General features: G+C 55.5%; 22 protein-coding genes. 5 read left to right on the plus strand and 17 right to left on the minus strand.

Features of this window, described 5'->3' with window-relative positions; all coding sequences use genetic code 11:
- The first annotated feature begins 2 nt into the window (after positions 1-2).
- From TH3_RS02340 to TH3_RS02355, 4 genes are all read left to right on the plus strand, one after another.
- Complete coding sequence (locus TH3_RS02340) at positions 3-962, plus strand: FecR family protein (RefSeq protein WP_007089002.1); 960 nt, start codon at positions 3-5, stop codon at positions 960-962.
- Positions 963-1,082: 120 nt separating this feature from the next.
- Positions 1,083-3,518 carry a TonB-dependent receptor gene (locus tag TH3_RS02345; RefSeq protein WP_007089001.1) on the plus strand — a complete coding sequence of 812 codons (2,436 nt, stop codon included), beginning with the start codon at positions 1,083-1,085 and terminating at the stop codon, positions 3,516-3,518.
- 4 nt (positions 3,519-3,522) lie between these two features.
- Positions 3,523-4,740 carry an MFS transporter gene (locus TH3_RS02350; RefSeq protein WP_007089000.1) on the plus strand — a complete coding sequence of 406 codons (1,218 nt, stop codon included), beginning with the start codon at positions 3,523-3,525 and terminating at the stop codon, positions 4,738-4,740.
- Positions 4,741-4,742: 2 nt separating this feature from the next.
- Entirely contained in the window at positions 4,743-5,879 is a 1,137-nt protein-coding gene (locus tag TH3_RS02355; RefSeq protein ID WP_007088999.1) for an ABC transporter substrate-binding protein, read from the plus strand.
- 50 nt (positions 5,880-5,929) lie between these two features.
- On the opposite strand, the gene TH3_RS02360 is transcribed toward TH3_RS02355, so the two are convergent.
- The 14 genes from TH3_RS02360 to TH3_RS02425 all read right to left on the minus strand — a co-directional run bounded on the left by TH3_RS02360 (position 5,930) and on the right by TH3_RS02425 (position 20,631).
- The gene (locus TH3_RS02360) at positions 5,930-7,714 is read right to left on the minus strand and encodes an adenine deaminase (protein WP_007088998.1); all 1,785 of its coding nucleotides are present in this window, start codon (positions 7,712-7,714) and stop codon (positions 5,930-5,932) included.
- Positions 7,711-8,640, minus strand: coding sequence for a nucleoside hydrolase (locus tag TH3_RS02365; protein WP_007088997.1), 930 nt, complete (start codon positions 8,638-8,640; stop codon positions 7,711-7,713). Before TH3_RS02365 ends, TH3_RS02360 begins: the two co-directional genes overlap by 4 nt.
- A complete protein-coding gene (locus TH3_RS02370; RefSeq protein WP_007088996.1) occupies positions 8,640-9,674 on the minus strand; it encodes an ABC transporter ATP-binding protein in 1,035 nt (344 codons plus the stop codon). The genes TH3_RS02365 and TH3_RS02370 overlap by 1 nt, the downstream gene beginning before the upstream one ends.
- Complete coding sequence (locus tag TH3_RS02375) at positions 9,667-10,446, minus strand: ABC transporter permease (RefSeq protein ID WP_007088995.1); 780 nt, start codon at positions 10,444-10,446, stop codon at positions 9,667-9,669. The genes TH3_RS02370 and TH3_RS02375 overlap by 8 nt, the downstream gene beginning before the upstream one ends.
- On the minus strand, positions 10,443-11,270 hold the full coding sequence (locus tag TH3_RS02380) for an ABC transporter permease (RefSeq protein WP_007088994.1): 828 nt from the start codon (positions 11,268-11,270) through the stop codon (positions 10,443-10,445). Before TH3_RS02380 ends, TH3_RS02375 begins: the two co-directional genes overlap by 4 nt.
- Positions 11,271-11,379: 109 nt before the next feature.
- On the minus strand, positions 11,380-12,405 hold the full coding sequence (locus TH3_RS02385; protein WP_202965955.1) for an ABC transporter substrate-binding protein: 1,026 nt from the start codon (positions 12,403-12,405) through the stop codon (positions 11,380-11,382).
- Complete coding sequence (locus tag TH3_RS02390) at positions 12,405-13,442, minus strand: LacI family DNA-binding transcriptional regulator (protein WP_007088992.1); 1,038 nt, start codon at positions 13,440-13,442, stop codon at positions 12,405-12,407. Before TH3_RS02390 ends, TH3_RS02385 begins: the two co-directional genes overlap by 1 nt.
- Positions 13,443-13,705: 263 nt before the next feature.
- The gene (locus tag TH3_RS02395; RefSeq protein WP_007088991.1) at positions 13,706-14,950 is read right to left on the minus strand and encodes a sensor histidine kinase; all 1,245 of its coding nucleotides are present in this window, start codon (positions 14,948-14,950) and stop codon (positions 13,706-13,708) included.
- Between the two features lie 62 nt (positions 14,951-15,012).
- Complete coding sequence (locus TH3_RS02400; RefSeq protein ID WP_007088990.1) at positions 15,013-15,693, minus strand: response regulator transcription factor; 681 nt, start codon at positions 15,691-15,693, stop codon at positions 15,013-15,015.
- 75 nt (positions 15,694-15,768) lie between these two features.
- A complete protein-coding gene (locus TH3_RS02405; RefSeq protein ID WP_007088989.1) occupies positions 15,769-16,362 on the minus strand; it encodes a nucleotidyltransferase family protein in 594 nt (197 codons plus the stop codon).
- Positions 16,359-17,354 (minus strand): XdhC family protein, encoded by a 996-nt coding sequence (locus tag TH3_RS02410; RefSeq protein WP_007088988.1) that lies wholly within the window; start codon positions 17,352-17,354, stop codon positions 16,359-16,361. Before TH3_RS02410 ends, TH3_RS02405 begins: the two co-directional genes overlap by 4 nt.
- Before the next feature lie 73 nt (positions 17,355-17,427).
- Positions 17,428-19,599, minus strand: coding sequence for a xanthine dehydrogenase family protein molybdopterin-binding subunit (locus tag TH3_RS02415; protein ID WP_007088987.1), 2,172 nt, complete (start codon positions 19,597-19,599; stop codon positions 17,428-17,430).
- A gap of 3 nt (positions 19,600-19,602) precedes the next feature.
- Positions 19,603-20,064 carry a (2Fe-2S)-binding protein gene (locus tag TH3_RS02420; protein ID WP_007088986.1) on the minus strand — a complete coding sequence of 154 codons (462 nt, stop codon included), beginning with the start codon at positions 20,062-20,064 and terminating at the stop codon, positions 19,603-19,605.
- Between the two features lie 96 nt (positions 20,065-20,160).
- The gene (locus TH3_RS02425) at positions 20,161-20,631 is read right to left on the minus strand and encodes an Lrp/AsnC family transcriptional regulator (RefSeq protein ID WP_007088985.1); all 471 of its coding nucleotides are present in this window, start codon (positions 20,629-20,631) and stop codon (positions 20,161-20,163) included.
- Positions 20,632-20,773: 142 nt separating this feature from the next.
- On the opposite strand from TH3_RS02425, the gene hppD reads away from it, so the two are divergent.
- Positions 20,774-21,886, plus strand: a complete 1,113-nt coding sequence (gene hppD / locus TH3_RS02430; RefSeq protein ID WP_007088984.1) for a 4-hydroxyphenylpyruvate dioxygenase — start codon at positions 20,774-20,776, stop codon at positions 21,884-21,886.
- Between the two features lie 1,469 nt (positions 21,887-23,355).
- Here hppD and TH3_RS02445 read toward each other — a convergent pair.
- The 3 genes from TH3_RS02445 to TH3_RS02455 are packed head-to-tail and all read right to left on the minus strand — an operon-like array spanning position 23,356 to position 26,260.
- Positions 23,356-24,669, minus strand: coding sequence for a TRAP transporter large permease (locus TH3_RS02445; protein ID WP_007088981.1), 1,314 nt, complete (start codon positions 24,667-24,669; stop codon positions 23,356-23,358).
- Positions 24,669-25,205: a TRAP transporter small permease gene (locus tag TH3_RS02450; protein WP_007088980.1), complete on the minus strand. Its 537-nt coding sequence runs from the start codon at positions 25,203-25,205 to the stop codon at positions 24,669-24,671. Before TH3_RS02450 ends, TH3_RS02445 begins: the two co-directional genes overlap by 1 nt.
- Positions 25,202-26,260, minus strand: a complete 1,059-nt coding sequence (locus TH3_RS02455) for a TRAP transporter substrate-binding protein (protein WP_007088979.1) — start codon at positions 26,258-26,260, stop codon at positions 25,202-25,204. Before TH3_RS02455 ends, TH3_RS02450 begins: the two co-directional genes overlap by 4 nt.
- Positions 26,261-26,301: the final 41 nt, after the last annotated feature.

The following is a 26,301-nucleotide window of genomic DNA, read 5'->3' on the forward strand; positions in this document are numbered from 1 at the left end:
CTATGCAAGGCGCTTTTGAACCGACTGAACAGCAAAAGGACGAAGCTGCACTCTGGCACGCAAGACGGGCAGGTGGTTCGCTGTCGGCTGAGCAGGAATACGAGTTCGAACAATGGCTGAATGCAGACCGCAATAACCGGCTGGCCTTCGATCAGATGCGCGTGCTTTGGGCCCGGATCGAGGAGCCGGCAAGACGTCTTTCTGAAATCCAAAGGAAGCCAGCACTTTCCGGTTTCCTCTCATGGTTCCGCCCGCGGCGCTCTTTTGCCGCCCTTGCGGGAATGGTATTTGTCGCGGGCGCGGTCTTTTTCCTTCATCCCGATTTCATCGATAACATCCAGGCCGATATCGTTACCGGGCAGTCAAATGTCACTGCAATTGCATTGCCCGATGGTTCGGTTGTGCGGCTTGCGGCCAACAGTGCGTTATCGACCGACTTCGATGAAGGCCACCGGGAAATACAATTATTGCGGGGACAGGCATTTTTTGAAGTTGTCCACCGTAATGGCGATCCGTTCCGGGTGCGGACCGGCGATGCCACGGTACAGGTCGTTGGCACCCGATTCAATGTGGATCGACTTTCACAACAGACTGTTGTGGTTGTCGAGGATGGGGCTGTTCGCGTATCAAGCGGGCTGAATGAAAACGGTGTCCTGCTGGGACCGGGGCAGCAGGTTGTTGTCAATGACGGAACCCTCTCGCCATCTGAAATCGGCGATGTCGGACTCGCACTATCCTGGATGAAGGGGCGGCTTAGTGTGCACAACATGTCCGTTTCAGAGCTGACCGCCCGGTTGGAAAACTTTGATGAAGGCCGCATCGTTGTGATTGGCGATGTAGGAACACGCAGCATTTCCGGTAGTTTCCCGACGACCGATATTCCCGGATCGCTTGAAACTGTTGCCGATGCGATTGGCGCAAAGGTCGTCAGAACCTCGCCCTGGTTGACTGTTGTTTACTGAGATTGCGAGAAATTCGCAAAAAATCATTCTCCGATGTGAGGACTCTTATTTCCCGTTCGTTTGTCCTTTTAGATGCAGGGGGGACCTGCCTGAAAGAAAAGACGTTTATGGAGCGGGAAGTTGGAATTCAAACAAGCAAGAACAAGAACATACTCTCTGATTTCGGCATTGCTGGTTTCAACGGCAATGGTCGTTCCAGCGACATCGGGGGCGCTGGCGGCAAATGTGCAGACCGAAATTGCACAGGCGACCTATTCATTTGATATTTCGGTTTCCTCCCTTGCCGAAGGGATTGCTGAAATTGGCGCCGCTTCGGGATGGCGGATTGCCTATACGATTGATCTGCCGTCTATCGATGGTGCGCGCGCAATCCGCGGGGATATGACGGTTCCCGCCGCAATTGATACATTGCTGCGCGGTACCGGGCTTTCCTATCGTGAAACTGGCGAAAATTCCCTGATCCTGATCGACCCTGCGGCGGAAGCAGGGCAAAGCGGGGCGGCGGTTGTTGATCCGATCCGGGTTGAAGCCAACAGCACGCAATCCGATCTGCCACCTGCCTATGCCGGTGGCCAGATCGCGACCGGTGGCCGTCTTGGCATGCTGGGCAATACGGACATCATGGATGCACCCGTCAGCATCACCAGTTACACCAGCGAAAAGATTGCCGATCAGCAGGCTCAGACGATTGCCGATGTCTTAAAGCATGATCCATCCGTTCGGTCACCAAACAGTAGTGGCGGGATGCTTGATACCTATCAAATCCGTGGTTTCAACATGAATACCGGTAACTCTGGCGAAGTTTCCTTCAATGGGGTTTACGGTGTTGCACCAACATATCGTGCGCAGACTGGTTATGCCGAGCGCATCGAAGTTCTTAAAGGCCCCGCTGCGCTTCTGGGGGGAATGGCACCTAATAGTGGTGTTGGTGGTGTGATCAATATCGTTCCCAAACGTGCCGGAGACGAAGACCTGAACCGGGTCAGTACCGATTACGGACTTGGCGAGCAGGTAGGGGGTAACGTTGATTTCGGTCGTCGCTTTGGCGACGAGAATCAGGTGGGCGTCCGCTTCAATGGTGGCTACCACAACGGCGATACATACCTTGATCATCAGGAACGAGAAGCATCGTTAGGGGCGCTTGCCCTTGATTATCGTGGTGATGATTTCAGAGCAACACTTGACCTGATTGATCAACGTGAAAACCTGAATGCGCCATTCCGGGAATTTCTGGTGGATGGAGCTGTTACCTCGATGCCAAATGCGCCAGATGGGAATAGAAACGTTGCTAATGAGTGGGAATGGTCCGAGGTAACCGATCAGTCAGCTCTTCTTGGGGCCGAATATGACCTTACCGAAAAAATGACTTTGTTCGGTAGTTTCGGTGCCGGGAAAACCCAGGTAGAGCGCCTGTTCGGTTATCCTGAAATCCAGAACACTGCCGGGGATACAACCGATACCGTTTCGTATGCCAAGTTTCAAACCAAACGCTGGACCGCGGATGCGGGAGTTCGTGGGGAGTTTGAAACAGGTTTCGTCGGACATCAGGCAACTTTGCAAGTCAGCCGTTATTCCGATGAATTTAGCCGGGGATTGCGGAACGGCGATGATACTCTGAATTCCAACATATATTCACCTATTGCCAATCCGATGGATGCTGTCGTGGTTCCGGCGGGCCGCCCAAAACTCTCAGAAACCGATCTGAGCGGGATTGCCATCGCAGATACTCTGTCGATGTGGGATGATTTCCTGCAAGTGACAGTGGGCGCTCGTCATCAGCGTATTGATACGGACAACTTCAATGCCACGACCGGGGCGATAACTTCAAGTTATGACGATAGCGTCGTGACCCCGATGGTTGGTGTTGTCGTGAAACCAAACAATTCGCTGTCGGTTTATGCCAACTATCTTGAAGGGCTCAGCCGCGGCAGCATTGCACCAAATACAGCGACCAATGCCGGCGAAGCAATGGCACCATACGTTGCCAAGCAGATCGAGACAGGTGTGAAGCTTGATTACGGTAACTTCGGTGCTACGGCGGCGATATTCCAGATCACGAAACCATCGGGACAGTTGGTAAATAACGTTTATAACTCCGATGCAGAGCAGCGAAATCGTGGTATTGAGCTTGGTGTTTTCGGTGAAGTTATGCCCAATGTGCGATTGCTTGGCGGCGTCATGTTCCTGGATGCGGAACTGACAAAAACCAATAGTGCGACAACAAAGGGAAATCAGGCTGTTGGTGCACCGGAAATGTCAATCAACCTGACGGCCGAATGGGATACACCATTTGCGCAGGGGCTGACGCTAAGTGGCACGGTCAACCACGTTTCCGAGCAATATGTCAACACAACGAATACGTTGGATATCCCGGATTCTACGACGCTGGACTTGGGCCTCCGTTACAAAACAATCTTCGCAGAAACACCAGTTACCTTCCGGGCGACGATCCAGAATGTAACGGACGAGGACTATTGGGCGGGTGTCAACGAATTCAGCATGGTCTCTGTCGGAGCACCTCGTACGGCTCTGCTGTCTGTAACGGCTGATTTCTAGTCGGATGTCCGTTCGCTGGCAGATACATCTTCTGTTTATCATTCAGCTGGTTTCGATGGGCGCAATGGAGATGAGCGGGCCGTTCTGGCCCGTTCATTTGCATTCATTAAGCCATTCGGACGACCTGTTCACATTTGCCAGTATTGCGGTCTATGTCGGGCCGATGCTGGGCATCATGCTAACCAGCACGTTCTGGGGGCGGCTTGGGGATCGGTTCGGTCATAAGGCCATGATGATGCGAGCCCTTTTCGGGCTTGCGATTACCCAGCTTGCGCTCGCCTATGCCAATGACGTTTGGCTGATCCTGATGTTGCGGTTTTTGCAAGGGGCTTGTGCTGGGTATATTGCACCGGCACAGGCTTACGGTGTCAGTATCGAAAGTCCAGCAAGACGGGCAAAGCTGTTTGCCTATCTTCAGGTCTCAACCAATGTCGGCTCGCTTGGCGGTGCGTTGATTGGCGGTGTGATCCTTGATCATGCGGCTTTCTTCTGGATCAACTTTTCCGCGGCCATTCTTTGCACGATCTGTTTGATCTCGGTTTGGGTATTGCTGCCGGTTGTAAAGCCAAAAGGTACAAACCGTGATGCTGCCCCGGATGCAACGCCCGTCGCAAAGATCAGTATTTTGCGATCACCACAGATCATCTCCATTCTGACCATTCTCGGCATTTTGCTACTCGGCAGAATGGTAACCCAATCACCGTTTTCGATTTATGTGCTGAACATCTTTGATGTCGGGAACTGGGTCGTCGGTTTTTGCTATGGCCTGCTGGCACTTGGTTTTGTTGTTTCGGCATCCCTTTGGGCGCGCTATTTCGAAGGGCGTGCTGCGCGCGATATTCTGGGCGGCATGTGTCTGGTGATTGCCGGATGCGTGGTGGTGACGGGGCTTGCCGGTGCCACCCGGTCGATCTTTGTTTTTACCGCGATGTATTTTATCTGGGGTGTGTTGCTTGGTGCGACGACGCCGGTACTGACCGCCCTTGTGTCGCGGGCGGCGGGCGACCACCGCCAGGGTCACGTCCTTGGTCTTGCGCAAAGTACGGCGCAATTTGCCTCGATCGCGGGTATCGCTCTTGGTGGCTTGTTCAGTCAGGCCGCCGGACTTTCAAATATCTATTTCCTTGTCGGATTTGTTTACGCCATCGGGTTTGTCCTGACCGTTTTTGCGCGCGCGCGTGCAGACACGATTGCCCGACCATCAGAAATTCCCGGAGAATAATAATGATCGTAAAAACGATATCACGCCTGATCACAGCCGCCGCTTTAAGCCTGCTTTTTATTCAGACGGCCTTGGCCGAAATGATCACCGTCACCGACATTGCCGGACGCAAGGTCGAGGTCAATGCGCCGATCCAAAGGGCAGTCTTGGGTGAAGGGCGGCAGATTTATATCATCGCTGCTCTGGATCGTGAAAATCCGGCAAAACGGATTGTTGGCTGGCGCAAGGATCTGATCGAGGCCGACCCGGCTACTTATCAGGCCTATCTGGCGAAGTTCCCGGCATTTGGCGATATTCCGGCTTTTGCCGGGCTGGAACAAAGCCTGATTGATATCGAAACCACGATTGCGCAAAAGCCTGATGTCGTGTTCCTGAACCTTGAAACACAACAGGCCGTTGAAGAGGCGAACTATGTTGAGAAGCTTGGTGCGCTTGGCATTCCGGTGATCTATGTCGATTTCCGGCATGATCCGGAACACAATACCGAGCCATCAATCAGGCTGTTTGGCAAACTGTTCGATCAGGAAGCCCGCGCAGAAGAGTTCATCACATTCCGCGCCGCCGAAATTGCCCGCGTGACCGATAAACTGGCGGAAACCAATCCGGCGCGCCCCAAGGTCTTCATCGACCGGGCTGCCGGTTTTTACGAGGATTGCTGCCATTCGTTTGGCGACGGCAATTTCGGTGCGATGGTCGAAATGGCGGGGGGCGACAATATCGCGAAGGACCTGATCCCGGGAACATTCGGGCAAATCAATGCCGAACAGGTTCTGGTTTCAAGTCCCGATCATGTGATTGTCACCAGTGCCGAGTGGGATGCCTATGTCCCGGGCGGGAAATGGGTGCCGGTCGGGCCGGGGGCGGATGCGCAACTGGTTGAGAAGAAGCTGGAATATTATCCGGCACGTTCGGCCTATCTTGGAATTGCGGCGCAAAAAACGCATGCATTCCATGCTGTCTGGCACCAATTTTATAATAGCCCCTATCAGTTCGTCGCGATCCAGCAGATGGCAAAATGGTTCCATCCGGATCTGTTTGCCGATCTTGATCCCGATGAAACGTTCCGCCAACTGCATGACCGCTTCCTGCCAATCGATTATCAGCCGGGTTATTTTGCGTCACTGGACGCGGCGAAGTAATAGGCGATTCCCCGCGATAACATGATGGATATCGCGGGGTATTTGGCGATCTATAAGCCTTCGAGAACCGGCGTGGTCAGAAGTTGACCGGTGGTAACATCGCCGATCCCGCGGTCGGTTTGGTGCGGGCCGGGATTGCAGGCCAACGTTGCGCCGAACAGGGCCTTGAAAACCAGATAGGGCGGTTGCCAGTCGACAATCGCATCCGTGGCGGTTCGGATATCGGCAAATTGCTGCGCAACATGATCCATCGGTGCGTCCGAAACCAGCCCGCAAAGCGGCAGGGGAAGAAGCGCATCAAGCTTACCGTTTGATGCCACGGCCATACCGCCACCGGCACGGATGACGGCATTGGCCGCCACCATCATGTCGCGCGGGTTGCCACCAAACACCGTAACGTTGTGGCTGTCATGCGAGACGGTGGTGCAAACAGCACCTTTCCAGTCACCCCATCCGGTCAGGAAGCCGACGCGTGGTTTGCTGTCCGCCTTTCCGTTGCGATGGGCAACCGCGATCATGGTCGTGCCCGAAGGTGGCACAACATAGCCGTCTTTTACATCGGTGTCAGCCGTCGCCCAGCGGGTAAAGCGCGGTCGGTCGATGATGGCAATCCGGACGCGATCCCCGGACGCAGGCACGCGAAAATCATCAATGCTCAGGACATCCATCTTCATTGTGTCCGAAAGGGGGGCGGGATCAATCGAAACGGCTTTCGCCGTCATTTCACCGGCCTCGGAAACAGTCTCGCCATTTGCGATGACATGGCGCGCCTGAAAATCGGTCAGGTCGTCAAAGACGACAATATCGGCACGCCGCCCGGCCGCAATAAGACCAAGATCGGAACGGCCAAGGCGCATCGCAGCATTCAGGGTTGCCGCCCGCAACGCCCATTCCGGTTTCATGCCATAACGGACCAGGCGACGCACCACATCATCAAGCCCGCCAGCATTGAACAGGTCGTCGGGGAAGACGTCATCGGTACAAAGCGTGACGGTTTGTGGCAGGAAACCCAATTCATTAAGCGTTTCGACAAAACCCGGCAGCAGATGGTCGTGCGATCCGCGCATTTCAATCGCAAGACCGGCACGCAGTTTTGCCATCAGATCATCGTTTGAAACCAGTTCATGATCAGAACTGACCCCGGCCGTCATAAAGGCGGCAAGATCAGGTCCTTCAAGGCCGCGTGCATGACCGCAGACAAGTTTCCCCGATGCAAGCCCAGCCTGCATGATATTGGTCATGCGCGGATCGCGATCAATCACACCGCGCATATTCATGACTTCGGCAACCCCGGCGATTTCGGGCCAGGACAGCATTTCAGCCATGGCATCACCGTCAAAATCAGCACCGGACATTTCAAGGCCGGGGGCGGCGGGAACGCAGGACGGTGCCAGAACAAGTACGCGCAATGGCAGGTCACGTGTTGCATCAATCGCCCAGCGGACACCATCAAGCCCCCGCACATTGCCAAATTCATGCGGATCCCAGACGATTGTGGTGACGCCGCGGGCAACGACCGTTTCGGCATAGATCGCCGGTGTGACCATCGAGCTTTCGATATGCATGTGTGTATCGATCAGGCCGGGGCTGACATAACCGCCCCGGGCGCTGATGATTTTGCGGGCGTCGCTTCTGGTTGCCGGTTCATGGACGCTTGCGATCATTGGCCCTATCAGGCCAATATCGGCCTTGCGAATTTCACCGGTCACCATATCGACGAGCTTGCCACCGGTAATCAGGATATCGAACGGTTCATCGCCGCGTGCGGCGGCGATGGCACGTGTGCGCAATTTATGGCAGGTCAGATCACCGGGTTCTGTCGTGCGGTTATTCATTTCGCTGCTTCCGCCTTGAGGGCTGAAAAGATCAGGTCGCGCGCGCGTTTTGTGTCAACAGAAACGGCATATTGCGCGTTTTTGATCGCGGTCGGGTGTGGGTCAACAATGGTTTGCCCACGCGAAGGGCCGTGGCTGGTATCAATTTCGATATGTGCATCGGCAAAGCTGATCGCATCCTGATCAATTACCGCGACCGACGCGCAAGGATCGAAAATCGCCATCGCATCGCGCCCGCGTGATAGGGCAATATTGATATATCCTTCGGTCAGGTCCGCTAGAAGACCGGCATTTTTTCCGCCAGCATTGCGGATGGGTGTCACATCATTCGGGATGGCCTGTACCTGCCGACAGAGACCAAGATCAACCATGCGCAGGGGCACCTGATGGGACAGGGTAATGGCAACAGCTTCGGGGTCGGCAAAGGCATTATATTCGGCGAGTGCGGTGTGATTGCCGCGCGTTACGGCACCCCCCATCCATGTCACACGGTCGATTTTGCGCGCCAGATCAGGCCGGGCCAGAACCAGGGATGCAATATTGCCAAGCGGGCCAAGGGCCAGAATATGGCGTTCATCATCCGGTCCGGATTTGCCTTCAAGCCAGTTGCAAAGACCGTCGAACGCGCTGCTTTCGGCAATCGGACGGCAATCGGGCAGGTGTGCGCCGCTTGATTGCATGCCAAGGGGGCCAAGAATCCGTTCGGCGGTTTCAAGTCCGCCCATAACCGCCGTTTCCCGACCGGTATAGATTTTGAAACCCCAGCCAAACTGGCGTGCGGCACTGGCTGCATTGATCCGCACGCGTTCAAGCGGGGAATTCCCGGCAATCAGGGACATTCCGTCGATCCGCTTTCCGGCATGGATGACAACCAGCACCGCGGCCAGATCGTCAAAGCCCATATCGGTGTCGATCCAAAGTCCCATCAAAGGCTCCCGACGCGCGATAGGGGTGCGGCCTGCGATACAGGCAGATCGAATTTCAGGACAGAACCGAATTCATGGGTCGGAAGGCTGGCATCGCATTCCGCCTTGATCGTGCCAAGCGGGGTATCAAGCAGGTATTCCCGTGTGCCTCCGGCAAATGACGTACCGCGTATGGTGCCCTCGAACGGTCCGCTGCCAAGGGAGACCATCGACGGTCGCCAGGCAAGGCCTTTGGTATCAAGCGGGGGCGTGCCCGAAAGTTCGACAGTTCCGGTTGCGGTTTTGAGTTTGCCGTCTTCAAGCGCGAAGACATTTTCAAACCCGACAAAGTCCGCAACAAAATCGGAAACCGGGCGGTTATAGATATCTTCGGGCGTGCCGATCTGTTCGATATGACCATCAAGCATCACGATAATCCGGTCGGCCATGGCAAGGGCTTCGACCTGATCGTGAGTAACAAAGATCATCGTGACACCGCTTTCCTTTTGTACGCGCTGCAATTCGGTGCGCATTTCAAGGCGGAGCCGTGCATCAAGGTTTGAGAGCGGTTCGTCAAGCAACAGCACCTTGGGTTCCATCACCATCGAACGCGCCAGCGAGACGCGCTGCTGCTGACCGCCGGAGAGCTCGGCCGGTTTGCGGGTGGCGAATTTGGACAGGCCGACAGTTCGAAGGCCTTCCTGCACCTTGTCGTCCAGTTCCTTGCCGCGAACACCCATCAGTTTCAGGCCGAAGGCCACGTTTTCATAGACATTAAGGTGCGGGAACAGGGCATAGGATTGGAACACCAGCCCGACCGGCCGTTTGTTGGCGGGGGTTCGGGTGATATCGATATTATCAAGGATGATCTTGCCCGATGACGGCTCCATCAACCCGGCAATTGCGCGCATGGTTGTGGTTTTGCCACAACCCGACGGGCCAAGCAGGGCAACCAGTTCACCCTTGCCGATATCTAGATCCATTTCCGGCACGGCAACGTTTTTGCCGTAGGACAGGGTCAGTTTTTCAAGGCAGAGAAAGCGGGCATCAGACATAGCGGGAAAATCCTAGGAAACGTTCGGCCAGAAAGACAATGCCCAGCGACATGAAGGCCAGCAGCGCGGACAGGGCTGCGACCGACGGGTCATAGGTGATTTCCATATAGGCGAGCATGTCGATGGGAAGGGTTCGGACACCGGGGCCCGACAAAAACAGGGAAACCGGAACCTGATTGAAGCTGGTGACAAAGCCCAGAATGAAGGCAGCAAGAATACCGCCACGGATATTGGGCATCACCACGCGGAAAAAGGCGCCAATCCGCGATGACCCCAAAAGCACGGCGGCTTCTTCGATGTCAGATCGCAAATTGTTCAGGCTGGCCGACACCACGCGCACCGCATAGGGCAGGATCAGTGCGGTATGCGCCAGAAACAGCGCAAACAGAATGCCGAAATTGAAAGGTACAACGAAATAACGCAGCAGTGCCAAACCGACGATGATACCCGGCACAATGATCGGCGACGATACGATGGTCCGGATGGTTTCCGCACCGGGGACCTTGTAGCGCGACAGCGCATAACTTGCCGGAATGCCAAGGATCAGGGCGGCAAGCGTGCCGCCGATGGCAAGAAACATGGAAATACCGAAACTCGCACGGAAGCTTTCGACTTCGAATACTTTCAGCACCCAGCGCAGGGACAGCCCCTGCGGCGGGAAGGCAAGCGTTTCGCCCGCCGACAGCGATGCCGCGATAATGATCAGGAACGGACCAATCAGAAAGGCCAGCACCAGCAAAAGAATGATCGGGGAAAACGGCTTGTTGGTCATCGCTTGTTCCTCGCGGTGGCAAGGCGTTTGAGCAGAAGGTTGGCTGCAAATGCCATAACGATCAGGATCAGGGCGATCACACTGGCCGATACGAAATCATTGGCCACGGTCACGCGCTGATACAGCAGGGTTTCAAGCATCAGGACCTTGGACCCGCCGAGAATGGCCGGGGTGATATAGGCGGTCATGGATCCGGTAAAGACCAGTGTGCCACCGATCACAAGGCCTTCTTTGGTTAGTGGCAGGATGACTTTGGTGAAAACCTGTAACCAGTTGGCACCAAGAACACGAGCAGCCGGCACCGCATCGCGCGGCATGTTTTCAAGCGCACTGATCAGTGAAATGATCATGAGTGGCAGGAACAGTTGCAGCAAGCCGATGAAAACGGCGGTTTCGGTGAACAGGAAGCGGATCGGTTCATCCGATAGCCCGACGGCAACCAGTGCCTTGTTCACAAATCCGGTCCGGCCAAGGATCACCAGCCACGCATAGGTCCGCGCCACCGGTGAAATCATCAGCGGCAAGACAACAAGTCCGGTGATCCGGCCCTTGCCCTTTGGCGGCAGGTTCACGATTGCAAAGGCCGCAGCATAGCCGATGACGGCCGAGGCGGCCGTGACCATCGCTGCCAGTTTAAGCGTGCGCAAAAAGACAGTCTGATTAAGCGACTGGGAAAAGAAATCGATATAGGCCTGTATCGTCCAGCTATCGCCCGACCGAAAACCTTCGGACAGAAGAATCAGAACCGGGGCCAGAAAGACCACAGCGGCAAAGATCGCGGCAGGGAGGACCAGCGCAAAGGCTTCGGCCCGGTTCTGAAACATCTCGGCAACCTTGTCTTCGGTTAAAGTCAATAAGTGATGGCGCGAGCAAGGCTCGCCGGATCGGGGCAAATGGCGACCTGCCCCGATCCGATAATGATCATGGTGGCGATTACTGGCCGACCTTGTTGTTCCATTCCGACAACCAGGTTTCCTGATTGTCGATGGCAACCTGTGACGGGATCAGATGCAGATTGGCAACGGTATCGGCCCCATAGGTCAGGTTCTCGGCAATCTCGTCGGAAACCTTGACATCCCTGTTGGCCGGGCTGTCGACAAGGTTTTCTGCCAATGCCGTCTGGATTTCGGTCGAAAGCCAGAAATCCATGAATTCAAGCGCAAGGTCGCGGTTCTTGCTGCCTTTGGTCAGGACCATGACATTCATGCCACCGGACTGGCCTTCCTTCGGGGTTGCCCATTTGATCGGCAAATCCATTTTCGAAAAACCGGACCATGCAAAACGCCCGATGGGTGCGGCCCAGATTTCTTCCTGCTGCATCAACTGCACCAGTTGGGAAGAACGTACATAGAAGGTGACGATCTCGTCCTTCTTTTCGCCAACGGCGGCAATCGGGGTTTTGAGCGACGGGTCTTCATCGCCAAGGGCCTTGCCCAGCATATAGAGCGTCAGCGGGCCCTGTGTGGTCGTGACGTTCGGAAGGGCAACATGATCGACCACGTCATCGGCCAGAAGGTCCGCCCAGCTTTCGACTGTCATCTTGTCAGAACGATAGGCAATCGAGCTGGCATAGAAGGTGTAACCAACACTCATGCCATCACCATTCGGGTCTTTGGCAATGTCGTAAAGCTTGTCAAAATTCGACAGTTTGGACATATCCACCTTGTCGGTCAGGCCATCCTTGGCAGCCGCCAGTGCATCACGCATGGAAATAGCCGCAAGGTCAATGACCGGTTCGGCTTTGTTGGCTTCGATTTTGGCAAGACGTTCGACCGAGTTGCCGGTTTCAACAACCAGTTCGCAACCGCATTTTTCTTCGAACGGGTCATACAGGATTTTCTTGAATTCATCCTGTGCAAAACCATAGACCGAAATGGTCAGGGTCTTTTCCTGAGCCTTTGCCGCACTTACGGACAGCAAAAGGGCAGCAGAAGCCATAAGCAGTTTTTTCATCGGCATCACAGCGTTTCTCCGGTTGGGAAGGGTGCGTCAGGGGAAACCGCCGGTCCGCTTGACGCGCGGACCATCAGTTCCATCGAAACCTTGGATATGTCGGCAGTGACGGTACGTTTTAACGTCTTGCCGGTTGGGGCAGTGGATTTGGCCTGCTCGATTTCGCACACAAGGGCGGCAATCGCCAATTCGGCAATTCGGGCCATATCCATATGCAACGTGGTCAACGAAGGGGTCACCACGGGCGAGAAAATAAGGTCGTCAAAGCCGGTCACGCTGACCTGTTGCGGGACCTTGATCCCGGCAGTCTGCAATTCGGTCAGAACGCGAAGGGCGTGTAAATCCGAAACGGCTGCAATTGCTGTGACCCCGTTTTGAACGTGGTCAATCAGGCCAAGCGATGCCCGTTCGCCACGTTCGCGCATCAATGTTTCAAGCCAGATCGTCGTATGACGGATATTGCGGCCAAGTGCCGATTTCATGCCGCCGATGCGGTCATTTTGCACGTTCGATGCGGGGTCATGCCCGATCAGAAGAAAATTTTTGTGACCCAGATCGACCAGATGGCGCGCGACCTTGGCCCCGCCTTCCCAATGGTCTGCCGAAACGGTGTTGCCCGGTGTTGAAGGGGTATCGACCATTGCAACAGGGCATCCAACATCGCCGATCCGTGTGCCACGACGCGGAATGACGACCAGACCATCAACACCACGTTCGATCAGGCGGCTGATGGCTTGTGTCTGGGTGGTGACATTGCCACGCGAGTCCGCAATCAGAACCCCGTAACCGGCATTTGATGCCGCCGTTTCCATCGCCTGCGCGATTTGCGGGAACAGCGGGTTGGAAATATCGGGAAGGACAAGGCCCAGTACATTTGATCGACCGGTGCGCAGTGCCCGGCCCGCATTGCTGGGAACATAACCAAGTTCGTCGGCTTTTTTGCGGATTTTATCGACCAGATCGGCCGATACCCGGCCCTTTCCCGACAGCGCGTTCGATACGGTTGCCGAAGACACCCCAAGGGCGTCGGCAATCATGCTCATATTCGGTCCGGAACGCGGTGAAGCCACTTAATACCCCCGTCAAACACCCAAAAGATGTGATCTGGCAACACTGATTAGCTGGTTAATCGATTAATCAAACGATATCGGAGTCTTTTTGAAGAGTCGAGGGTAAATTTATACAATATCCTGTTCACAGCGTTCTGCGCGGATTTGTCGTTCTTTGATTCTTGAAATTGTTCCGGAAGTAGCTGCTCTATAATGGCATTTCTTTTCCATACCGGGTCCTGGCGTGCCGTGGGGCCTCAGGTGTGGTTGCTGACTGTGAAGATTGCGCGCATGCCGCCCGCGGCAAGGAAGGTTGTATCGCAATGCCAGTTGCAGCGTTCGCAAATCCGGCGCACCAGATGCAGGCCGATGCCTTCGCCCTGATCGCGGACATAATCGCCGGCACAGGTCATCAGGTTGTTTTCGACAATCAGTCTGTTGGCTTCAAGCCGGACAGTCACCTGCCCCTTGGGGGTGTGTTCGAACGCATTGCGGATCAGGTTGGATACGACAATCATCAACGCGGCAGGCGATGCAATGATCTCGCCGCTTTCATCGTCGGCACTGAATTCGCATGTCAGGTTCTTGCCGTCGGTCAGATAGGCAAGATCGACGATGGCTTCGCGCACGAAGGCCGGATAGTCGATCTTTTCCTGAATACCGTTCGGTGTTGCTTCGCGCCCCAGCCAAAGCAGGGTTTCAATCAATTGCTGCATGTTGCGGTTGGCGCGTTTGATGCGCGCGGCCAGCCGGACCTGAATTTCGTTTAACGGTGTTTTATCGAGCAATTCGACATTGCCGCTGACAATCGTTACCGGGGTTCGCAATTCATGGCTGGCCTGACGCAGGAATTCGCGTTCACGTGTCACGAACTTGTCGACCCTTACCAGTGACTGATGCAGTTCCTTGGCCACATCATTCAGTTCGGTAAAGCCGAAATCGGGGACCGGTTGATCAAGATTTTCCGTCGACAGGGTTTTCGCCCAGCTTTGCAGGTTCTCCGATGGCTGCGTCATGCGTTTGCCGATCAGCCAAAGCACATAGGCAAATATCGCAACAACACCAAGCGCAAACGGAATGGAAAGAAGAGCCAGTTTGTGCAATCGCGAAAAATAGACGCTGTCCTCATCCCCCGCGTGATAGGTTTGCAGCAGCATGATTTGCGTGCCGTCGGCAAGAATATGGGGAAACACCAGAAAGACCGGGTTATCGGGGTCTTTTTGCGCGGCATATTTATCGGTGTTCAGGTAGTAAAGCTCGCCCGGGTCGATATCGTTGGGCTTGTAGCGGTCGCGCAGGCGTTCCGGTAACGTATCATAATCCGTGAAGGTCTGGATGTTAAAGCCGTTGGGAAGCGGTGTCGTTGGGTCTTTGGCGCGCATTTCATCATATTGTTCCGCGATGGTCTGCAACTGGAAACTCGCAACCATCCACTTGCCATACAGCATGTAGAAATTAACCACACCGGTATAGATCACCAGCGTAATGACAAGTGCCAGCAAAACGTAATTCCGTACAAAACGGGAAAAGGTTTTCTGGATTGGTGCACAGGAATGCATTGATTCTACTCGCGAAGGGCCACGCCTTGGCCGGCGACGGTATGGATTAAATTCTGATCAAACGGTTTGTCGATGCGCATCCGTAATTTGTAAAGATGTGTCTTGAGCGCATTGGTATCTGGCGGGTCTCCCTGCCACAGCGCCATCGACAGTCGTGATCGTGTCACAACATGCGGGCTGTTTTGCGCGAGAACTTCCAGAATGGTCCAGCTTGTTGGCGAAAGACTGATTGCCTGCCCGGACCGTGCGACATGTCTGTTTTCGAAATCAACAATCAGATCGCCAAGTGAAAACCGCCGGATTTCACCACTGCGGCGTCGCGACAGAACCCTTGTGCGCATCAGCAGTTCTTCAAGCGCAAAGGGTTTGACGAGATAGTCGTCTGCCCCGGCGCCGAAACCTTCAAGTTTGTCGGCAAGCGTGTCGCGTGCCGTCAGCATCAGAACCGGCGTGTCGATCCCTTCGTTGCGCAATGCATTGCAGATGCTGATGCCATCGCGAAACGGCAGCATGATATCAAGTAATATCACATCATATTCGCCGGTCAGTGCGCGCTGAAAACCCGTTTCACCGTCAAAGGCATGATCGCATTCGATGCCTTCTATCGTCAGGTAGTCGCTGATTGTTCCGGCAATATCCATGTTGTCCTCGACCAGAAGGACCATGATGTTGGCGGTTGATTTCATAAATGCGCGGTTCCGGTTGCGGCGTTTTTCGCCAGATGCTGAAGATATCCAGATTGCCTTAAAATCGGTTGCAGGTCAGCTTGCTTCGAAAAGCTGGCTGGAAAACAGTTTCAGATCTTCCGGGGTATCGATATCGAATTCTGCATTCGGGATTGCAATCGCACTGATATTGTAACTGCTGTTATTAAGCACCTGTTGTGCACCGCGCGCGCCACCCATCATGGAAAGTTCCGGAAAATAGGCGGCCGGAAACAGTGCAGGAACGCCGTTCATTTCCTTATAGCGCGATGCAATGATGTGGCTTCCGTCAAAGGCATTCAGAAGTTTCTGATAGTCGCTGCCGGTTAAGCCGACCTGATCACCAAGGGCGATCAGAACACCGTCATACGTACCAGCCGCACAAATTCCGGCAATCCCGGCTGCAATCGACGATCCCATGCCGGATTGCCAGTTATCGTTGGTGATGGTTTTGGCACGATTGCCGATCACCGAGAGGATTTCATCGCGATAGGCACCCAGCACGACATAAAGATCATCTTCGAAGATCGGGCGAAGCTGATCAATTGCGTGTTCAAGCATCGGCTTGCCATCAATATCGGCAAGCTGTTTGCGTCCGCCAAATCGCGTGCTTTCACCTGCGGCAAGGATAAGAGCGGCGATTTTCTTCATTCCGCGGCCTGTGCCAGTGCGGGGGCGGCGCAATGTTTGTAAAGTGCCGCGTGAATGCCCGATAACATCGAAAGTGCTATGCTTTCGGGCAGTTGTCCGCCGATATCAATCCCGGCCGGGCTTGCCACCGGGAAGGGAAGGGCAGGTTCGGCAAGGTCCGCACGTTCAAGAACGTCGGCGAAACGATGGCGTGGACCCAGCATGGAAACATGACGCAGCTGGCTGGATTTCAGAATTTGAAGCGCCTTGGCATCGATATCAATGCTATGTGACATCAGGATTGCGGCATCAACACGATGTTGCGCAACATAATCAACAAGGCTCGCGTCCATCTGACGCAGGATCGCGTCTGCCTTGGCGAAATGTTCCGGGCGGGCATTTGCGGGGCGCGGATCAACCAATGTGGTTTTCCAACCCATTTCATGCGCGATGGAGACTACAGGCCGGGCATCCAGTCCGCCCCCGACAATCAGGGTATGCGGTTCGGGCACAATTGGTGTGACAAGCCAGTCACCATCAATGCGGTCCTCGATATAGGCGGTGCGCTGACCGGTGTGGTCGGCGCGTTTGAAATATCCGCGTGTGTCGCCGATTTTCTGGAAATACAGACCGCTTTGGCGCACTGCCAAAGCATCGCAAAGGTCGGAAAGCCCAAGGTCGTTTGCGCGGTCAAGCGGTTGCAGCATGATAAATACCTTGCCGCCGCAGCCGACACCAAGCCGGAAGGACAGATCGTCTTCGTCATTGCCGTCATAAACCAGCATGACTGTTTTGCCGGTTACCATGGCACGTCGGGCATTGCGGATGATGTCGGCTTCAAGGCAGCCGCCGCTAAGCAGCCCGAATTGTTGCCCGTGCCCGTTGATCAGCATCATTGCCCCGGCCTTGCGATAGGCCGAACCCTCGGTGCGATAAACCGTACCCAGAACCCATTCGGTATCTGTTTTGCCTTCCTGCCAGGCGCGTAGCATGGCCGATAACTGGTTACTCATGATCTGCTCCCGCAAAAGGGACTGCCCGGGGAATGGGTGGGGGACCCGAAAGTGATCCCCCGGGCAGCATGCCTTACACGAAGTCGAAACCGGCTTTGGTCATCGGAAGATCCGTGATCCGTTTTCCGGTTTTGGCAAAAATGGCGTTGGCAACGGCCGGGGCGGTCGGGGGTACGCCCGGTTCACCAACGCCCGTAGGGGCATTGTTCGATTGAACAATCGCCACTTCGATAGCAGGCATTTCGGCATTTCGAAGCAGTTCATAGTCCGGGAAGTTGGACTGGTCGACTTCACCATCGGTCAGGGTGATTTCGTTGCGGAAGGCAGCACATAATGCATAGCCCGCACCACCTTCCATCTGTGCCCGGATGACATCGGGGTTAACAGCTACCCCGCATTCAACCGCCATGAACAGTTTGTTCACATGCACACTGGTGTCTTCGACCGTGACGTCGGCAACAACCGCAACGCAGGTATTGAACGAAATATGTGCGGCAAAACCGCGTGTGTCGCCCTTTTCCCATCCGGATATTTCGCGGACAAGCTTGATGGCGTCGATCATGCGGGCCTGATTGGCACCGGCCGGATCAAGCATCGCAAGGCGCATTTCAATCGGATCCTGCCCGGTTTCGGTGGCAAGCATATCCATCAGTGTTTCCATGACATATCCGGTGTGGGTATGTCCCACCGAACGCCACCACAATATGGGGGTCGGGGTCTGGAAATCGCTTAATCCGATGCCATGATTAGGGATGGTATAAAGACTTTCGGTGACACCTTCGACCGAGGTCGGATCAATGCCATCTTGTACCATGCCTTCCATCGGGCCGCCCTTCATGATGGATTTGACGGCCAGCCGGTGATCCCAGCCAACAATCTTGCCATCACTATCCAGACCGATTTTTGCCCGGTGTGCCGCCATCGGGCGGTAATAGCCACCGCGAATATCGTCTTCGCGGCTCCAGACCAGTTTGACCGGGACTTTGCGACCTGAAACGGCAAAGGCCATTGCGGCTTCGACATTATAGTCGGAGGCGCCGTTGGCACGACGACCGAACGAACCACCGGCATAAAGCGTTCTGATCTCGACCTGTGATGGTTCCAGCCCAAGGGCGGCTGCGACCATCGGCCGGGTCAGGGTCGGGAACTGGCAGCCATCATGGACGCGAACGCCATTTTCGGTCGGCTCGATGATGCAGTTTTCCGGTTCCAGCGGGGCGTGAGCCAGGAAGGGGAAGGTGAATTCTGCATCGATGGTTTTGCTGGCATTGGCCAGAAGCGGTTCAACGGATGCCAGCGGTACTTCATGGTTGGCGTCAAACTGCGGCGCATCAAGCAGTGCCTTGTGATCGGCAATCATGGCATCCGTGCTGCGTGTTTCGGCCTGGCTGAAATCCCATTCGACAGACAGGGCATCACGCGCCTGAAAGGCCGACCAGGTGTTTTTGCCAAAGGCTACAACCCCCGCCTTGTTTGGCAGAACCTGTGCGGCAATAAAACCTGCAACGTCTTTGGCACCGCTGTCATCAAACGAAACGACGGTGCCGCCGAATTTTGGACTGCGCATGATCGCGGCATAGATCATGCCCGGCAGATTGACATCCATGGCAAACATTGCCGTACCGTTGATTTTGCCGGAATTGTCCTTGCGGTGGAGTTTTTCGCTGCCGATCAGTTTGAACTGATCCGGTGTTTTGATGGTTGGCTTTTCCACGGCTTCAAGGGTTGATGCAATCGTAACAAATTCCCCGAAATGGCCGGAATTGCCACCGGATTTCAGCACGCCGTTTTCAACGGTGATGCTGCTGGCATCGACACTCCAGCTTTGAGCAGCCGCACGGACCATAAGATCGCGCGCAGCAGCACCAGCTTCGCGATATTGCATGAAGGAATTGGCGATGGAGGTTGAGCCGCCGGTTCCCTGCGCATGGAAAAACAAATTGGCATAACGTTCATTATCGGCAGGGGCGAATGCCGTCTGAACCGTGTCCCAGTCAGCGTCGAGTTCCTCGGCCACCAGAGTGGTCAGGCCGGTTGTTGTGCCCTGGCCCATTTCGAAATGTTTGATGATGACGGTTACCGTGCCATCGGCATCGATTTTGACAAACGGGTTAAGGTCGGTTGTTGCCGCTGCTGCGCCGCTGTCTGCGGCAAGAACGCCTTTGGCATTCAGGCCGACCAGAAGGGCGGCGGTACCGGTGGCTGATCCGATCATGAAGCCGCGACGTGATACATTGATTGTCATGACTTATGCCTCCAGCTTTTCAGACGCCAGTTTGATGGCTTCGTTGATGCGTACATAGGTCACACAACGGCACGCATTGCCGTACATGTATTCCTTGATTTCGTCGTCGGTCGGTTTCGGGTTTTCGGTCAGCAGGCCGATGGCCGACATGATCTGGCCGGATTGGCACCAGCCACATTGCACAACGTCCTTTTCCTGCCATGCGGCCTGAACGGCTTGGGCGATTTTATCGGTTGCGCCTTCGATGGTGGTGATTTCGCTGTCGACAGCGTCTTCAATGAAAGTCTGGCAGGAACGGGTCGGGTACCCATCGATATGAACGGTGCACGCGCCGCAATAGGCAACGCCACATCCGAATTTGGTGCCGGTAAGTTCCAGACCGTCACGCAGAACCCATAATAGCGGGGTGCCGGGTTCTGCTTCGACGGTGCGGGATTCTCCGTTTATTTTCAGCTGATACTGCATGGCCGCCTCATCTCTCTCGATAAACTGTGATTTATCTTCGGATGAGTTGGGGTAACCGATGGGTAAACGCCCCTGAGGAGCGGCCTGCCATCGGGCTTATTGCGGATTGACGGCCAGTCCCTCAAAGTCCTTGAGCACGTTTAGCACAATCGAGGTTTTGACATGCTGCACGGAATCGTGGGGCAAAAGAACCTCGTTTACGAAATGGGAAAGGGCGGCAAGGTCTTTGGTCACGACCTTCAGGTGATAATCCATTTCCCCGGTCAGGGAATAGGCTTCCAGTACTTCGGGAAGGTTAGCCAGCAATTCGGCAAACCGTTTGGCATTGTCGCGATTATGCGTCGCCAAAGTGACGGAAATCACCACCATCAGGCCAAGACCCATTTTTTGCCGGTCGATATCGGCGCGGTATCCGCGAATGAAACCTTCGGCCTCCAGCCGGGCGCGGCGGCGCGAACATTGCGATGGCGATAGGGCGATCCGTTCTGACAGATCATTGTTGGTCAGGCGTCCGTCGCGCTGCAATTCGGCAAGCAGTTTCAGATCAAGTTTATCAAGTTGCGTCATTCATGCACCATTTCGATGATTGATGCATGATATGTGTATGAAATGGCGAAAATCAACCGGGAATGCACGCACATTGCGGGCGATCTGGCGCAAGATAGGTTCATAACAAGAACCTTTCTAATTCCAGATCAAGGAGCCTTCGATGGGACCGTTTCCACATGATGCCCCCCGCGCAACGATCACGGCCGATAACCCGGCCGGAACCGATGGCTTTGAATTTGTCGAGTTCGCCCATGAAGAGGCCGAGAAGCTTGAAACCCTGTTTGCGCGCATGGGCTATATGCCGGTTGCCAGACACAAATCAAAAAACATCACCGTCTGGCGTCAGGGTGACATCAACTACATCCTGAATGCAGAACCCGGTTCGCATGGCATGAAGTTTGTCGAGATGCATGGCCCCTGTGCGCCGTCGATGGCGTGGCGGGTGGTTGATGCCAAACACGCGTTTGATCATGCGGTTTCCAAGGGGGCGGAGCCGTATACGGGCGATGACAAAACCCTTGATGTCCCGGCGATTGTCGGCATTGGCGGATCGATTTTGTATTTCATCGATGCTTATGGTGAAACCGGTTCGGCCTATGACGCGGAATTTGACTGGCTGGGCGAACGCGATCCGAAACCCGAAGGGGTCGGTTTCTATTATCTCGACCATCTGACGCATAATGTCTATCGCGGCAATATGGATAAATGGTGGGATTTCTATCGGGAGCTGTTCAATTTCAAACAGATCCACTTCTTTGACATTGCTGGTAAAATCACCGGTCTGGTCAGCCGCGCGATTACATCGCCGTGCGGCAAAATCCGTATTCCGCTAAACGAATCAACCGATGACAAAAGCCAGATCGAGGAATACCTCAAAAAATACAACGGCGAAGGTATTCAGCATATCGCGGTCGGGACGGATGGCATTTATGACGCCACCGACAGGCTTGCGGCCAATGACCTTAAATTCATGCCCGGTCCGCCCGATACCTATTACGAACAATCCCATGATCGCGTGCAGGGCCATGACGAGCCGATTGAGCGTATGAAAAAACACGGCATCCTGATCGATGGCGAGGGTGTTGTGGATGGTGGCATGACCAAAATCCTGTTGCAGATTTTCTCGAAAACCGTGATCGGCCCGATCTTCTTTGAATTCATCCAGCGCAAAGGCGATGAAGGCTTTGGCGAGGGCAATTTCCGCGCCCTGTTTGAAAGCATCGAAGAAGACCAGATCCGTCGCGGTGTCCTGAAAGTCGATGCGGCGGAATAGGGCGGCGGAGCGGGGCGGGCGAATTACAGTACGCCTGCCCAAACTATTGAAAAATATAACTTTATCGTCGCATTGAGCTTTTCCCGGGAACTTTTTCCGGATTTTCTAGAAAAAGTTCTTGATTTGTTCTTTTCGTTGTGGCATAAAGATAAAGTCAACAGGACAAATGGGTCCGGAGACAAAACCCGCAAAGCGTGATTCGCTTTTGCGGGTTTTTGCGTTTCGGGCGGCAAAAACAGGAATGGGATGATGATGGGACAGCGATCTGACGGGATGACATGGCGGGGACGGCGTCGCCAAAAGCACGTTCATGGCGCATGGAAAAGTCATTACGGTGGTGGTGCGTCCGGGCCGTAAGGCCGCGGGAAATTTGCGAAAAACTGTGGTTTATCATGACGGGAGAAATGTGCCCTTGGGGCAAGGGTGTTTGTTCGGAGCAGGGATAGCCGGGGCGAGGTGAAGTTCGTCCGGTCCGTTTAGTCCAGTCCGGTCGGTGAAGCGTGACAATGCCGAGAATCAGCGGGCCCGAATTGCGCCCGGATTGGATCGGCACGGGATCGGCTGGCCGGGGTGCCGGGGTGCCGGGGTGGCAGGCAGGGTCGGTTGCCAGCGGGCCGATGGTGCGTTCGGAGGTGCCGAAAGGTTGGTCATCGATGGCGGGATTTGTGTGCCTGCCATGCGGCAACGCTGTGGCCTTTGGGGTGAGATGCGTTTGCGGCGTCAACCGAGGGCGGCGGGTGTTTGCTCGGGGCGTGGTTTATCCGGTCGGTGAAGCGTGACAATGCCGAGGAGCAGCGGGCCCGAATTGCGCCCGAATTGGGTCGGCACGGGATCGGCTGGCCGGGGTGCCGGGGTGCCGGGGTGGCAGGCAGGGTCGGTTGCCAGCGGGCCGATGGACCGTTCGAAGATGCCGAAAGGCTGGTGATCGATGGCGGGATTTGTGCCAGCCATGCGACAACGCGGTTGCCCTTTGGGGGGAGATGCGTTTTCGGTGTTCATCGAGAGCCAGAGGTGTTTGTTTGGGGCAGCGGGGACTGGTGGAGGCCGGTCTGGTGCAGCCCGGTTCAGTTCATCCCCGTCTCGTCCTCTCCGCTTCCGTCTAGCCCGCCCGGTCGGTAGCGTTTGGCAATGCCGGGGGCAGCGGGCTTGGATTGGGGTGGTGTTGGATCGGCTTGGCTTGGTTGACGGGGGATTGCCAGTGGTGCCGGTGGAGCGTTTGGACATGCCGAGGGGACGATGGAGCGTTTCCGGCGTCAGTCGAAGGCGAACAGGGTTTGCTTGGGGCAGCGGGGACTGAGCGCGGCCAGACTGGTCCCGTTCAGTTCCGTCCGGTTCGCCGGTCGGTGGTGATTGGCGATGCCGAGGGGCATCGGACTTGGTTGGCGGCAGGCCGATGATGCTGTTGCCCTTGTCCGGGGTTGGGGCGGGTTTCCGGCGTGGGTCGAAAGCGGTTAAGCTGGGCCTGATCGCTAGTAGGCACCAAACCCCAGAAGATGCGGCAGCCACAAAACCAGACCGGGGATGGCGACCATCAGGATCACGCGGATGAAATCGGCGGCGAGGAAGGGCAGGATGCCGCGTGACAGGGTGGTGATGGTCATGTCCGATGACACGCCCTGAATGATGAAGAGGTTCATGCCAATCGGGGGCGTGATCAGGCCGATTTCAACGACCGATACCAGAACAACCCCGAACCAGATCGGATCATAACCAACCCCGGTAATCACACCGTAGGCAGGCACCACGGTGAGGAGGATCATGGAAAGGCTGTCCATGAAGCATCCGAGCACGACGTAAAACACCAGAAGCGCGATCAGCACGACAAGCGGTGAATAGCCTTGCGTGGTGATCCAGTCCACCAGTGTCTGGGTCAGGCCGCTGGTTTCGATGAAGAAGTTGAAAAGTGCTGCCCCGATCAGGATCAGGAAAATCATCCCGGTCATGCCGGCGGTTTCGCGGATGCCGGTGCGTAAAACCGTCCAGTTCAGCCGTTTGCGCAAAAAGGCAAACAGCAGGGCACCACCGGCACCAACAGCCGCGGCTTCTGTGGGGGAGAACAGGCCGGCATAAATGCCGCCGATCACCAGAACGATCAAGACGATGGCATCCCACATGCGCAGCAAGGCGCCCCAACGTTGCGGCCAGGGAACATAGTTACTGACCGGGGCCAGTGAAGGGTTTCGCATGACCTGAATGCGGATCGAGACGATGTAAAGTACTGTCGCCAGAAGACCCGGGATCATCGCACCGGCAAACAGGGCACCGATGGATTGTTCGGTCATGAGCGCGTAAATCACGAGCAGGATCGAGGGCGGGATCAGAACGCCAAGGGTGCCGCCCGCCGCAATCGATGCCCCGGCAAGGCTTCTGGCATAGCCGCGTTCGCGCATTTCAGGAAGGGCGACGCGGCCCATGGTCGCACAGGTCGCAAGGGACGATCCGCAAATAGCGCCAAATACCGCGCTGGCCCCGATGCTGGATGCGGCCAGGCCGCCCGGACGATGGCCGGAAAATGCGGTGATGCCGCGAAACAGATTGTTTGATAGCCCGGAATGGGAGGCAAACACGCCCATGAAAATGAAGAGCGGCACCACCGAAAGGCCATAGGGGAAAATGGCCTCGAACGGGAGGCTTGCCATGACGTAGCTTGCCGACATCCAGTCGGTCAGAAGCAGGGTGCCGATGATGCCGACAAGTGCCATTGCGACCGCGACCGGTACGCGCAAAAGGGCCAGTGCGAGAGCCGCCACAAACCCGATCAATCCCGCCCATTCCGTCGCCATCAGTTCTTCTCGTCCGTTAAAAGCAGTTTTAGAAATTGCACAAGACACACCAGTGTCGAGATCGCCATGCCGGTCAGAAGGAAGGCCCAGAACAGGATCATCGGGATCGCAAGGTTTTGCGACACATCCCCATAGGTCCATTGTTCCATCGCGCGCCCCCATGACAGATACAGCAGGAAGGCCATCAGCCCGGCGCATAAAAGCGGGATCAATCGATCAATGGTTTTAAACAGGATGCGAAGACGGTTCTTGCCGATCAGATCAACGGTGACATGGGCATGTGCGCTAAAGGCATAGGGGATGGCCCATGAGGCGGCGGCCATGACGCAGAACTGGGTCAGGTCAACCGCGCCGACCAGCGATTGCCCGCCAATGCGCCGCCAGATGATATCGACAACCACAATGGCAATCGCCCCGATCAGGGCCGCCATGCCGACAAAGGCCAGAATGTCGGTCAGTCGGTTCATCAGGTGATCAATGTGGTGAACCGCAGCATAAAGCCGCGATCCACCGGATTTTTCAGCACGTTGCGTCATTTGTCGCCAGCGTGATATTTGGCATCAAATTCCGCGATCAGTTCTTGCGCGCGCTGATAGATGGCGTCGGGGTCGGAGACGCCCTTTTCCTTCAGCCCGGCCAGATATTCCTGGATCATCGGCTGGGATGCTTCCTGCCATTTGGCACGGGTGGCGTCATCAATCGTGATGATTTCATTGCCGTGTTTTTCCGCATCGGCCTTGCCGACGGCTTCCCATTTGTTCCACCAGTCACCAAATTTGCCGACAAGGACATCGCCCGAAATTTCGTCAATCGCGGCACGGACATCATCGGGCAGGCTGTCATATTTTTTCTGGTTCATCACGAAATAGAACCCGGCAGTATAGGCCGCCGCATCGGTGTGATATTTCAGAAGTTCGTTGGCCTTGACCGCGTTGACCAGATCCCAGGTGGCAACCAGACCTTCGATATTGCCCTTTTGCAGGTTTTCATAAATCGCTGCTGGCGGCAGGCCGACCGGGGATGCGCCAAAGGATTCCAGCATGGCCGAAATCGCCGGGCTTGGTGTTCTGAGTCGCAGGCCCTTGAGATCGTCAAGGGTCCGAACCGGGTTATCAAGGGTGTGGATCAGGCCGCCCGGGTGGGTGAACAGGCCGAGCACCTTGAAATCATTATAATCGGTGCCAAGCAGGCCTTCCTTGTAAAGCGTCCAAAGGGTTTCAGACCCGGAATCGGCATATTTCACCAGAAACGGCAGTTCAATGATCGAAGCCGCCGGATAGCGGTCACGCGGAATGCCGTTCAGGCCGACGGCCATATCCATCACACCTGCGCGGACCTGATCGGCCTGACGGTCGATTTTGCCAAAGGCGGATGTCGCGTCATAGATTTTGACGTCGACCTTGCCGTTGGTTTTTTCCGACAGTTCCTTGCCCCAGCTTTCGAGGAAGTCTTTCTGGAAGCCGTGGCTTGGCGGCAGATAGTGGCTGACCTTTAGCGTGATGTCGGCGGCATGGGCCATGCCCGCGCTGGCAAGGATCGTTGCCCCGGCCAGAAGCCCCAGCAATGTGTTGCGAAGTTTCATCGGTTTCATGTTCCTCTCCCTGTTTTTTTGATCGTGTGTTTGGTCGGGCT

The sequence above is a fragment of the Thalassospira xiamenensis M-5 = DSM 17429 genome, assembly GCF_000300235.2.
In the GTDB taxonomy this organism is placed as follows: domain Bacteria; phylum Pseudomonadota; class Alphaproteobacteria; order Rhodospirillales; family Thalassospiraceae; genus Thalassospira; species Thalassospira xiamenensis.